At 66.4% G+C, this 11961-nt stretch carries 10 protein-coding genes; all 10 read right to left on the bottom strand.

Annotated features, from left to right (window positions below; genetic code table 11):
- Window positions 1-91: 91 nt before the first annotated feature.
- Entirely contained in the window at window positions 92-1909 is a 1818-nt protein-coding gene (locus ABNQ40_RS34020) for a DUF1302 domain-containing protein (RefSeq protein ID WP_109049178.1), read from the bottom strand.
- A 247-nt stretch (window positions 1910-2156) separates the two neighbouring features.
- A complete protein-coding gene (locus tag ABNQ40_RS34015) occupies window positions 2157-2687 on the bottom strand; it encodes a flavin reductase family protein (protein ID WP_109049179.1) in 531 nt (176 codons plus the stop codon).
- An 81-nt stretch (window positions 2688-2768) separates the two neighbouring features.
- Window positions 2769-3896 (bottom strand): 3,4-dihydroxy-2-butanone-4-phosphate synthase, encoded by a 1128-nt coding sequence (gene ribB, locus ABNQ40_RS34010; protein WP_109049180.1) that lies wholly within the window; start codon window positions 3894-3896, stop codon window positions 2769-2771.
- Window positions 3897-3917: 21 nt separating this feature from the next.
- Window positions 3918-5723, bottom strand: coding sequence for an AMP-dependent synthetase/ligase (locus ABNQ40_RS34005; RefSeq protein ID WP_391349447.1), 1806 nt, complete (start codon window positions 5721-5723; stop codon window positions 3918-3920).
- A gap of 136 nt (window positions 5724-5859) precedes the next feature.
- Entirely contained in the window at window positions 5860-6648 is a 789-nt protein-coding gene (locus tag ABNQ40_RS34000; protein WP_109049182.1) for an enoyl-CoA hydratase/isomerase family protein, read from the bottom strand.
- Window positions 6649-6680: 32 nt separating this feature from the next.
- Window positions 6681-7820: an LLM class flavin-dependent oxidoreductase gene (locus ABNQ40_RS33995; protein WP_109049183.1), complete on the bottom strand. Its 1140-nt coding sequence runs from the start codon at window positions 7818-7820 to the stop codon at window positions 6681-6683.
- A gap of 159 nt (window positions 7821-7979) precedes the next feature.
- Complete coding sequence (locus ABNQ40_RS33990; protein WP_109049184.1) at window positions 7980-8750, bottom strand: creatininase family protein; 771 nt, start codon at window positions 8748-8750, stop codon at window positions 7980-7982.
- Entirely contained in the window at window positions 8743-9498 is a 756-nt protein-coding gene (locus ABNQ40_RS33985) for an enoyl-CoA hydratase/isomerase family protein (RefSeq protein WP_391349358.1), read from the bottom strand. Before ABNQ40_RS33985 ends, ABNQ40_RS33990 begins: the two co-directional genes overlap by 8 nt.
- 218 nt (window positions 9499-9716) lie before the next feature.
- Complete coding sequence (locus ABNQ40_RS33980) at window positions 9717-10790, bottom strand: amino acid ABC transporter permease (protein ID WP_109049186.1); 1074 nt, start codon at window positions 10788-10790, stop codon at window positions 9717-9719.
- Window positions 10787-11956 (bottom strand): amino acid ABC transporter permease, encoded by a 1170-nt coding sequence (locus ABNQ40_RS33975; protein WP_247879712.1) that lies wholly within the window; start codon window positions 11954-11956, stop codon window positions 10787-10789. Before ABNQ40_RS33975 ends, ABNQ40_RS33980 begins: the two co-directional genes overlap by 4 nt.
- Window positions 11957-11961 lie beyond the last annotated feature (5 nt).

Genomic DNA, 11961 nt, shown 5'->3' with positions numbered 1-11961 from the left:
GGCCCAGGGGGGGCCGGGTCGGTTTCGGTCGGAACGCGGTGTCGGGAGGTGCTGGGAATGGGGGGCGGCCGGCATACGGCTCGGCATGCGATCAGAGTTTGACGCCCGTGCTGATGAGAAACACGTCACGGTCGGCGCGCGGGTCGTAGGGGCCGGCGAGGGTCGTCTGGTAGGTCAGGTTGAAGAGATAGCTGTCCTTGACCGTGCCATCGAAGGCGAGCCGGAGGATCTGGCGCCCCTGATTGAACGCGCCGTCATAGGATGTCCCGTTGACATCGTGGGCGAAGGCGACGGACGGCTTGAGGGTCACCCCCGGCAGAATGTCCTGATAGCTCAGGCTCGCCTGCAGGCGATAGCCCCATGAGAACGGCGTCACGAAGCCCTTGGTGGTGCAGGCCTTGGGATCGGCGCCGGCCGCGCAGACGCCGTTGTTGGGGCCGGTTCCGAAGATGTCCGACCGGCCATAGCGGCGGAAATTGGGGTCCGGCAGATCGTGGACATATTTGGCGCCGACCTCGCCGCCGAGGGTCAGGGTGCCGCCGATCACGCTGCCGATGTCGCCCGACGCGGCGAGCTGCCCCTGGGTGACGTGAAAGCGCTCGTAACCGGCGAACGGCCCGCCCCGGGGCACCAGGGCGAAATCCCGCGCCAGCACCCCGGTTTCGCTCACGGCCGCCTGCAAAAGATCGGGGGCGTTGAAGGCGAGCGGCTGGTTGAATTTATGATCGAGTTCGCCGGCGACCCGCAGTTTCATCGTGGGAACGCTGGTGGCGAAGCTGCCGGACAGCATTCGGATGTTCTTGGGGTACTGGAAGCGATAAGCCGGATTCAAACCGTCCGGATCTCCCGGCAGGAAGATGGCGCCGCTCCGGCCGGTCCGGTCGGCCTCGACATAGCCGGTCCGGGCGTGGACGTTGGTGAAATGGAGCGAAAACCGGGTGCCGATGTCCGGCACCAGATAGGAGCCGCCGATACCGAACTGGCCGGCATCGCCCGCCGTCCCGTCGCTGCCACGCTTCAGGAACCGCTCGGTCGCCAGCCCGTCGGCGGATGACAAGGCATTGGACACCATGACCCTGTCGCACCCCGGCGAAGCGTAATCGGCGGTGGCGGCGAATGTTCCGCAACCGGGCTGCGTCGATGTCGCCGACAGCAGCTGATAGAAGATTTCGAGGCTTGCGGCTGACGAGAGGTTGATTTTGCCCGACAGCGCCAGGAACGGTTTCGCTCCCTCCTGCGGCTGCAAGCCCGGCCGGGACAAGGCCGCGAAGTCGCGCGGGTTGATGTCGCGGAGGCCGCCGGGAATTGTGAAGGCCGGTCCCCAGTCGACGGTCTGCTGGCCCGCCTTGACGGAGACCGGGAGCCCGCCGGCGGAGAACTGCCCCTTGACGTAGGCATCGGCAAGGGAGATGCCGCGGAACTTGGCGCCCTGCGAAAAGCCGCGGTCGGACAAGGGACCGCCGGCATAATCGTTCGGCAGATTGCCCAGCGCGACATGCCCCTCGGCAAGCGTGTGGTCGTACCAGCCCTTCACGCGGGTGAAGACGCCCCAGCCGTCGGCGTTGTTGGCCTCGAACTCGACCAGCCCCTTGGCGACGCTGGAAACCGGGTCTCCCCTGCGATAGTTCAGGTTCCCGTCGTCGGAATTGACGCCGCCCGGCGCCGCATGGTCAAGCCGGAGCCGTGCGCCGTCACCGGCGGGAACCAGGGACGGATCGATGGGACTGGCGCGGATGGCCGTTCCGACGGTAACGACGGCCCGGATGCCCCCCGACCAGTCTCCTTCCTTGAATTCCCAGGCATGGGCCGGCCAGGAGATCGACAAGGCGGCAAGGATCGCCGCTTTCCGGCTGATGCCAAGGCTTGTCCACCACGCGGCACGAGGTGCCGGCAGAATTACGTCCCCCATCTTTGCTCCCTGCGAAGATTTATTGGAGTTGAGACAAGGAAGTCCTTCCCCGATCTCTTCGGACGGGCCAGGGTTCGGTCTTCCATTTTTCCTTGAAGGAACTCGGCATTGCCCCTGATGCAGGGCAATCGCATCCGAGGGTGGAGCGGCAAGGCTCTCCTTCGAATATCCCTCTCCCCTTGCGGAAGACAGGATTCGTCACCGGACAAAATAAAGAATGTGATGTTGGAAACGCGGAAAATCTGTCCTATTTGGCGGATTCAAAATGTTCGATTCGGCCGAACCTGCCCAACGAGTAAATCAGCGGAACCTTGTCCTGATTGTGGGTCTGGCCGACAACGGCACCGATCATGATCGTATGGGTGGCGACTTCCACGCTGTCCTGCAGTCTGCAATCGAAGCTGCAAACGGATTCACGAAGAACCGGAACCCCGGTAACCCCCTCGCCCCAGTCGGCGGGGGAGAAGCGGGAGGCGCCCTTGCTGCCGTCCAGCGCCGCGAAGCGTTCCGCCAGCTGGATCTGATCGGCGGACAGGACGTTCCAGGAAAAGGCGCCGGTCCGGAGAATGACGTCGTGGGCCTCGGCACTGCGGTTGATGCAGGCAAGAACCATCGGCGGATCGACGCACAGGGAAACCGCGGCGGTGACGGTCAGGCCACGCCTGTCGGCACCCTGGCCCGACGCCACGATCGACACCGACCCCACAATGGCCCGCAACGCATTTTTGAAAACGGCCGTCTCCACATGTTCCGCAACGGATAAATCTTGTCCTGACATGGTGAACCTCACGCAAGGCGGTGGAAGGGCATGCCGCCGGCTCAGCGGGATAGGCCGTTCGGCACCTGTGTGGACGCTGCGCTACGGGGCAGGGGTGACCGGCAGCATCCGGTGCTCCACGATGTTCAGGCCATAGCCCCGGAGTGCCACCGGGACATGCTGCGAGTTCGACAGGAGGATCATGTCGTGAATGCCGAGATCCGCGAGGACCTGGGCGCCGACGCCATAGTTGCGCAGTTCCGCCTTGTCGACGAACGGCTCCCCCGCCTTCACCCGAAGAAGCTGCGAGAGCGGCACATCGCGGTTGAATAGCACGATCACGCCCCTCCCTTCGGCGGCGATCTCCTGCATGGACCGGGCGACGATGTCGCAGCGGTCGCCGGTCTGGCCGAGCACGTCCGACAGGATGTCCAGCGCATGCATGCGCACCAGGGTCGGCCTGTCGTCGATCACGCCCTTCACCAGCGCAATCGCTTCCGTCTCGATGGCCTTGATGCGGAAGGTGATGGCGCTCCACTCGCCGCCCCATCGGCTGTCGAATTTCGTGGTGACGACACGCTCGACCTCGTGATCGTGGCGGCGGCGGAAGGCGATCAAGTCGCGGATCGTGCCGATCTTGAGCCCGTGACGCCGGGCGAAGGCGACGAGATCGTCGAGGCGGGCCATCGTCCCGTCCTCCTTCATGATCTCGCAGATCACGCCCGACGGGTTGAGGCCGGCAAGGCGCGCCACGTCCACCGCCGCCTCGGTATGTCCTGCCCGGACCAGCACGCCGCCGGGCCGGGAAACCAGGGGAAAGACATGCCCCGGCGAGACGATATGCTCCGGTCCCCTGGCCGCGTCGATTGCCACCGCCACCGTCCGCGCGCGGTCCGCCGCGGAGATGCCGGTGGACACCCCCTCGCGCGCCTCGATGGAAACGGTGAAGGCGGTCTGGTGGCGGGTGCCGTTCTCCGCGCTCATCAATCTGAGGCCGAGCTGGTCGATCCGCTCCTTGCCGAGCGCCAGACAGATCAGGCCCCTGCCATGCGACGCCATGAAGTTGATCGCCTCGGGCGTCGCCATCTGCGCCGGGATCACGAGATCGCCCTCGTTCTCCCGATCCTCGTCGTCGACGAGGATGAACATTCGGCCGTTGCGGGCCTCTTCGATGATCTCCGCCGTGGAGGACAGAAATGGATGGCGTGGGGGGCAGGGCAGCATCGTCATGATCTTCCTCCGATCACCGCATCACAGGTTGGACAGCGCCTGACGGATCAGCGAATCCTCGGAGTCGTCGTAGAGCGAATCGATCAGCGCCGCGTAACGCTCGTTCAGCACCTTGCGCCGCTTTTTCCGGGTTGCCGTCATGACGCCGTTTTCCGCCGACAGTTCTTCGGGAAGGATGCGGAACGATTTTATCTGCTCGACGGGCGCCAGCCTCTGGTTCGCCTTTGCGACCTCCGCCTCGATCAGGTGGATGACCGCTTCCGACGAACAGAAATCCGCGTAGTCGTCGATCGTTTCATTCCGTCCCTTCACCCAGTCGGTCATCGCGATGCGGTCGACCTCGATCAGCGCCACGAGGTATTTCCGCCCGTCGCCGCAGACCGCGGCTTCCGAGATGTAGGGGCTTCGCCGCAACTCGTTCTCGATCTGCGCCGGACTGATCGACTTGCCGCCGGAGGTGTTGATGATCTCCTTTTTCCGGTCGATGATCGCCAGCTGGCCATCGGGCCGCACCTCGACGATGTCGCCGGTGTGGAGCCATCCGTCGCGCAGAGCCTCCAGCGTGTCGTCGGGCTTGTTCAGATAGCCCGTGAACAGGCCGGGTCCCGTCACCAGCATTTCGCCGTCGCCGGCGATCCTCGTCTTCCAGCGCGGATCGGCAATCGGAACGCCGATGGTGCCGGGTTTCGACCAGTCCCGTATCTGCCCGGTGTTCGCTCCGACCAGTTCGGTCTGCCCGTAGACCTCCTTGAGGTTCACCCCCCAGGTCTGCCACAGCTTCACGACGTCCGGCGGCATCGGCGCGGAGGCGGTGTAGGGGTATCTCAGCTGATCGAGCCCGATCTCCGCCAGGAGCGGCAGGAAGACCTGTTCGCGGCAGGTCGCGAAAATCGCCTGGAGAAAGGGATCGTCCGGGCCGTCCGCCTGCCGGTCCGCCAGCGCCTTCTGGGCGATGGACATCGCGAAGCGGTAGGATCTCTTGCCGACCGTGGCCGACGCATTGATCCTGCTGATCAGTTCGGCGGCGTAGCGCTGATAGAAGCGCGGCGGCGCCATCCAATAGGTCGGCCTCACGTCGCGGATCGTCGTCGCGAAATCCGCTCCGGTCTCGCCGAAATAAGGCGTGACCTCGCTGATGAGGGGAAGAACGATGCCCTGCCCGAGCCCGACGACATGGGAGAGCGGGAGATGGACGACCACCCGCTGGGGTTCGCGGAAAAGCGCCGGGCAAAAGCCTCGGGTGGTCATCAGCCCTTCGATCAGCGACCGATGGGTGAGGATCGCGCCCTTGGGATTGCCGGTCGTGCCGGAGGTGTAGACGATGCTGGCATTGTCTTGCGCCCGCGCCTTGCCGGCGTGCTCGTCGAGCAGCGACGAACAATCGGACGACGACGAGGCGGAAAACCGCGGCAGCGAGACGATGGTCTTCGATGACGGAACCGCCGGGTCGAAGACCACGATCTTCTTCAAGCTCTCCGCCTGCCGGCTGCGGAGAAGGATGGCGAGTTCCTTCTCTCCGGCGACGAAGGCGAATTTGCTCCCGGAATCCTCCAGGAAATACTCCACCTCCTCCGTCGAAGAGGTGAAATAGATCCCGACCGCCACGCCGCCGGCACAGACCGTCGCCATGTAGGCGATCACCCAGTCCTGCGAGATGTCGCCCATGATGGCGACGTGGTCCCCCCTCTCCAGACCATGATCGAGGAGGGCACGTGAAAGCGCCGCGGCATCCCTGGCGAATTCACCCCAGGTCGTGGCGTGCCACGTGCCGGCACGCTTCTGGAAAAACGCCACGGCTTCGCCCCTGCCGTCCCGGCGGTCGCGCAGCAGAGACGGCAGCGTCGCGTCCTCATGCGCGGCCGGTGGAGGGTCGATGGCGGATGCGGCAATCGAGGACGAGGCAATCGGGGGCAGGACGGGCGGGGACAGGACGGGCGGGAACAAGGACTGCGGCCCGCCCATCTCAATTGCCGCCTTCTGCAAAGCGTTTGCGCTTCTCGCGGAAGGCGGCGACGGCCTCCTTGCGCTCCGGGCTGTGGAAGGTGAGCATCTCGAGCGCGCCGGCGGTGTCGAGATTCAGGTGCACCTGCTCCTTGATCAGCTTGTTGACGGCGTATTTGGTCCAGACGATGGCGTCGCGGGGGCCGGATGCCAGCATCTCGGCGTAGCGGACCGCATGCCCGACGACGGTTCCTTCCGGCACGACCCTGTTGATCATGCCGGCCGCTGCCGCCTCCTCCGCCGAAATGAAGTCGCCGGTCATCAGATAATGCTTTGCCCGCACCGGCCCCAGAAGCAGCGGCCAGATCACCGCGCCGCCGTCTCCGGCGACGACGCCGGCCGTCACATGCGTGTCGGCGAAGCGGGCAGCGGGCTCGGCGAAGACGACATCGCAGAACAGGGCGAGCGTGGCGCCCAGCCCGACGGCGACGCCGTTGACCGCGGCGATCAGCGGGCATTCCAACTCGAGTATGTTGCGGATGAGATGGCGCCCGGAACGGGTGGGCGAAATCGGCCCCAGATCGTCATCGAGCGCAGTCTGATCGCCGCCGGAGCAGAAACCGCGACCGGCACCGGTCAGGACGACGGCCTTGACCGCCCGGTCGTTGTCGAGGTCCGCGAACAGCTCTTCCAGCGCGGAATGCATCGGCCAGTCGATGGCGTTGAGGATTTCCGGCCGGTTCAGGGTGACGATGGCCACGCCGCTCGCGCGTTTCTCGACGAGCAGGCCCCTATAGGTCTTGTCGGTCATGGGAGACTCTCTTCAGATCGGTCGAGAGGGGATCAGGCCGAGGCGTTCACCGTCCGCATCCGGCGGATCTGGTCGAGGATCTCGTCGGTCGGACGCACCACATTGTTGCGGTCGTTGAAATGCGGGATGACATGGCGTCCGACCAGTTCGATGGCCTTCATGATCTCGGCGTGCGAAACAGAGTCGATGTGGAACAGGATTTCCTCGGCGCCGGTTTCGATGAAGCGTTCCAACTGGCGGATGACGGTATCCGGGCTGCCGCAAACCAGGCTGGCGGAATCGTTCAGGAGATAATCCCAGTCGGTGGCCGCGCGCTGGAGCGCCTCCAGCCCTTCCCCCATGTAGGCGTAGTCGTCGGCGATCTTCGCCAGCCGCGGATAGGCGTCGGTCGAGATGCGGGCGTACTGCATCAGCGGCTCGGCATAGATGTCCTTCGCCGCCTGATCGGTTTCGGCGATCCCGAGGAACACCGGCATGCCGAGACGCGGACGGTCGAGCGGGCCGTTCGGATCCCGCTGCCAGTTCGACCGGTAGGCTTCGACCATCTTCGCCTGGGCGTCCCAGCCCTGGTATAGCGTGTGGCTGAGGACGGCGAGCCCCTGGCGGGCCGCCCAGACATGGCTGCGCTCGCTGGTCGCCGCGATGCCCATCAGCGGATAGGGCTTCTGGACCGGCTTCGGCACCAGCATGCGCGGCGGAACCTGGTAATGCTTGCCCTCGAAGGTGAAGATGTCCTTGCTGAAGGCTTCGCGGATCAGCGCGATCCCCTCTTCCATCTGCTCGAGCGTTTCCGCGGGCTCCACATTGAAGGCGCGCATGGCGATGGTGGTGTTGGCACGGCCGCAATACAGCTCCATGCGGCCGTTGGACAGGATGTCGGTGACGGCGGCCCGTTCCGCCGTGCGCAGCGCGTGGTTGATCTTCTTGGGCATCAGCGAAACCGCCGGCCTCAGCCGGATGCGGGACGTCACCGCCGCGAGGTAGCCATACACGACTTCGGGGGCCGAGCTGGAGATCCCGCCCAAGGCGACATGCTGCTCGGACAGGCTGACGATGTCGAAACCCATCTTCTCGGCAAACACCGCCTCTTCGACAAGCTCATGAAGCCGGCGCGAATAGCTTTGGCCGACCAGAGTTTCCTGCTCGGACCAGAAGCCGAACTTGACTGCCATTTGGATGCCCTCTCGGGTTTGTTTGGGATGCCTCTTCGGTGATTGGAAGCTTGTCATGAAGCCGGCGGCAGAACCTGCCGAAGATCCGCTATGAGGACTGTGTGGTCAGAACATTATTTTGTGTAGGAACGACCGGTCGGATCGTGGGGCCGTACGCCGTCAAACTGGCTCGTCCTGGGAAAAGCTCTCGACGAGAAGCGAAGCGATGCGCTCGATGCAGTGCCTGCCGATGGCCGCCGAGGAACCGGTGGGGTCGCCGAGAATGCCGTTGGCGCTGACGGCCGCAAGCCCGTCGCGCCACATCAGCTCCAGATCGCCTTGCGAAAGCAGCCCCAGTCTTCCGGCCTCGTAGCGTTCCGTGCGCACCCGTCCGGGGTGGATGTCGAGCATCAGCGAGGTTTCGGCGATATCGGCATGGCCGCCGACCCTGATCGGCTCGCCGCCCGCCTCCTCCACCGCATCGCGCCAGCACTCCAGCCACGCCTTCGCATCGGTGAAGGCAAAGACGCGGCAGGAGGCCGGCACGGCCGACCGCAAGCGCGGCAGCATCCTGGCCAAGGGCGGGGAATTGCCGACATGGGCGGAGAAGATCAGAATGCGCTCGAACCCATGTCGCGCCAGGCTGGTGCAGTAATCCCGGCAGATCATTTCGAAGGTGCTGTCCTGCAACGAGATCGTGCCGGGAAATGCCAGATGGTGGGACGAACAGCCGACCCTGATGGTCGGCGCCACCAGCGCGCGTCCCACACCCTTCGCCACCAGGATGCCGAGATGCTCCGCATGGTCGGCATCGACGCTGAGGGTCAGGTGCGGCCCGTGCTGCTCCACCGCCCCGCAGGGGATGACGATGGTCCGGGTGCCGCCCGCGATGGCGAGAGCGACCTCGGGCGAGGTCATGAACTCAAGCCGGAGATGATCGCCGTCAGCCATGCTGCTGCCCCGCCTTGCGCTGGAGGAACCGGTCACGCGCCGCGGCCGTCTCGCCGCGGCTCAGGTAATCCTGCATGTCGTCGAGCGTGCGCACTTCAAGCTCCTCGTCGGTCATCCGCGGCGCATCGGCGAAGGTCCGTTTGATCGCCGAGAACAGATGCATGTCCTTGCGGCGAAGCGTCTCGGCGACGGCACGGGTCCGGTCCTGCAAATCGCTGAAACCGACGACGTCATCGACGAGGCCCATCGCCTTCGCCTCCTGCGCCGAAACGAGATCCCCGGAATAGAGGAGACGCTCGGCAGCCCGGCGCCCGAGGCGGTCCATCGCCTGCCGCATGCCCTTCGCGGCGGGAAGCAGCCCATGGTTGATTTCGGGAAAGCCGAATTTGGCCCCTTCGCTCGCCACGACATGGTCCGCGAACAGAACCAGCTCCAGCGCCCCGCCCACCGCATAGCCGTTGACGGCGCACAGCAGCGGGCAGCGGTAGCCTTCGAGCGCGACGAGCAGCCGGTGGAAGGCGCGCATGCGCGGGACCGCGGCGTCCGCCCTGGCGACGATTTCGCGAATGTCGCCGCCGGCACTGAAGAAGCGCTCGCCGGCCCCGGTCAGGATCACGGCCGGCGCATCGGCTTCCGCCCCGAACCGGGCGAGATCGTCCGCCAGCGCCTGGATCAGGTCGAAGGAGAGCGCATTGGCGGGCGGCCTGTCCATGGTCAGCCGGACCAGCGTCGTGGATAAACGGTCCATCCTCAGCATCTTGCATCCTTTCAGATCGTGCAGGAGTGCCGGCCGAGGTTAGCGCGTGCCCCTCGAAGGGTTCTTCCGAAGACTCCCCGCGATCACGCCCGTGAAAGGATGTTCTGGTGCGGTCCGGGTGTTTGACGGCCGAAGATGCCGCGCCGGGACCCGGTCGATGGGGATGCGCGGGTCGAGCGGCTCCAACTGCGCCCGGAACCCTTCGCAGCTCACCGTCGCAGCCGGCGCTCCAGCCACAGGCTGTAGCGCGACGCGATCACGCAGACCGTCAGGTAGATCAGCGCCGCGAAGCCGAACGCCTCGTCGTAGAATCCCAGCCAGGCCGGGTCCTTGGCGGCGGTGCGCGCGGTGTTCAGCAGGTCGAACAGGCCGATGACGATGATCAGCGTGGTGTCCTGGAACAGGCCGATCGCCAGGGTCACGATGGAGGGGATCACCGTCCGCAGCGCCTGCGGCAGGATCACCAGCCGCATCGACTGCCAGTAGCCGAGCCCCAGCGCCTGGGCGGCTTCATACTGACCCGCCGGGATGGCTTGAAGCCCGGCGCGGATGATCTCGGCCAGATAGGCGGAGACGAACAGGATGATCGCGATCTGCGCCCGCAGCAGCTTGTCGATGGCGGCACCGGCGGGCAACATCAGCGGCAGCAGCAGGGTCGCGACGTAAAGCACCGCGATCAGCGGCACGCCGCGCGTCACCTCGATGAACAGGACGGCCAGCGTCCGCACCCCGCCCATGGAACTGCGCCGGGCGAGCGCCAGCAGCACCGCCAGCGGGAAGGCGCCGACCAGTCCGACAACGGCGAGCAGCAGGCTGACCGGCAGGCCGCTCCAGCGCTCGGTCGGCACCGCCGGCCCGCCGGGTCCGCCGGTCAGCAGCACAAGCGCGGCGGCCAGCCCGAAGAGCCACAGCCACAGCGTCGTCCGCCGCCAGAACAGCGGCATGCCGCTGATCCCGGCCAGCGCCAGCAGGATGGCGCCGGCCGCCGCCGGGCGCCACTGCCGGTCCTGGTCGTAGAAGCCGAACAGGATGTAGCGCAGCTTCTCGCCGATGAAGGCCCAGCAGGCGCCGGCCGCGTCGGCGCAGCGGTCGGCGGGCCCCACCCACACGGCATCCAGCAGGGTCCAGCGCAGCAGCGGCGGCACGGCCCAGCCGAGAAGGGCGAGGCAGCAGAGCGTCACCGCGGCATTCAGCGGCGTGCCGAACAGGCCGGCCCACAGGCGCTGCCAGCGCGGCTGCGGCGAGGTGAGGGGCGGGGCGCTTTGCAGAACGCCGTCGGTCATCGCGCCCCCCTTGCCGCCAGCCGGCGGTTGTACAGGTTCATCGCCGCCGAGACTGCGAGGTTCACCGTCAGATAGGCGCCCATCATGATCGCCATGGTTTCCAGCACCTGACCCGTCTGGTTGGCGCTGGTGTTGATGACGCTGACCAGATCCGGGAAGCCGATCGCGACGGCGAGGCTCGAATTCTTGGTCAGGTTGAGATAGCTGGAGGTCAGCAGCGGCACGATCACCCGCATGGCCTGGGGCAGCACCACCAGCCGCATGATCCGGCGGCGCGGCAGGCCCAGCGCGCGGGCGGCCTCCCATTGTCCGGCCGGCACCGCCTGGATGCCGCTGCGCACGATCTCCGCGATCATCGCCGCGGCGTTGACGACCAGCCCGACCAGCAGGGCGGAGAATTCCGGCGACACCGTCGTCCCGCCGCTGAAATTGAAGCCGGCCAGTTCAGGAACCTCGACCTGCAACGGTGCGCCCGACGCCAGCAGCAGCGCGACGGGCAGGCCGCATGCGGCCGTGGCGAGTACCACCCCCGACAGCGCATCCCGCCGCCCGAGGCGCCGGCGCAGAACGCTCCCGGCAAGGGTGAGCGCCAGCGCCAGCGCGATGGCCGCGAGCAGCCATCCGCCCGCCCGTCCGTCGGCGAAGGCGGGCAGCTGGATGCCGCGGTTGCACAGGAACACGCCCGGCAGCGGGTTCAGCGCCTGGCGTGGGGAAGGCAGCGCCTGGAAGGTGGCGCTCCAGAAGAAGAGTTGCAGCAGCAGCGGCGTGCTGCGGACCAGTTCGACATAGCCCTGCACCAGCCCCGACAGCAGTGCGTTGCCGGACAGCCGCGCCACCCCCAGCAGCACGCCGAGGACGGTGGCGATCAGGCAGCCGGCCACCGCGACCTTGACGGTGTTCAGCAGCCCGACCAGCAGGGCCAGCGCGTAGCTGTCCTGCGGCCGGTAATCGAGCAGTGCCTCGCCGATCTCGAATCCCGCCGGGCGGACGAGGAAGGCGAAGCCCGGCGTGATGCCGAAGCGCTCCATGTTCGCCAGCGTGTTGGAGCCGAGCAGGAAGCCGCCCAGCAGCACGAGCGCCAGGATCGCCGCCTGAAGGCCGCTGCGGCCACCCCACCAGAGGGCGACCGCGGCAACCGGACCGGAGCGCAGGGTGCCGGGCGGCACGGGAT

This window comes from Azospirillum sp. A23, from assembly GCF_042938965.1.
Taxonomy (GTDB): Bacteria; Pseudomonadota; Alphaproteobacteria; order Azospirillales; family Azospirillaceae; genus Azospirillum; species Azospirillum melinis.
The sequence above is the reverse complement of the archived record's forward strand: the minus strand, read 5'-3'. Positions and strand labels throughout refer to the sequence as shown.

Bases quoted from the DNA above. Each gene is read 5' to 3' on its own strand.
- ABNQ40_RS34020 (WP_109049178.1), bottom strand. From the start codon at position 1,909: ATGGGGGACGTAATTCTGCCGGCACCTCGTGCCGCGTGGTGGACAAGC.
- ABNQ40_RS34015 (WP_109049179.1), bottom strand. From the start codon at position 2,687: ATGTCAGGACAAGATTTATCCGTTGCGGAACATGTGGAGACGGCCGTT.
- ribB (WP_109049180.1), bottom strand. From the start codon at position 3,896: ATGACGATGCTGCCCTGCCCCCCACGCCATCCATTTCTGTCCTCCACG.
- ABNQ40_RS34000 (WP_109049182.1), bottom strand. From the start codon at position 6,648: ATGACCGACAAGACCTATAGGGGCCTGCTCGTCGAGAAACGCGCGAGC.
- ABNQ40_RS33995 (WP_109049183.1), bottom strand. From the start codon at position 7,820: ATGGCAGTCAAGTTCGGCTTCTGGTCCGAGCAGGAAACTCTGGTCGGC.
- ABNQ40_RS33990 (WP_109049184.1), bottom strand. From the start codon at position 8,750: ATGGCTGACGGCGATCATCTCCGGCTTGAGTTCATGACCTCGCCCGAG.
- ABNQ40_RS33985 (WP_391349358.1), bottom strand. From the start codon at position 9,498: ATGGACCGTTTATCCACGACGCTGGTCCGGCTGACCATGGACAGGCCG.
- ABNQ40_RS33980 (WP_109049186.1), bottom strand. From the start codon at position 10,790: ATGACCGACGGCGTTCTGCAAAGCGCCCCGCCCCTCACCTCGCCGCAG.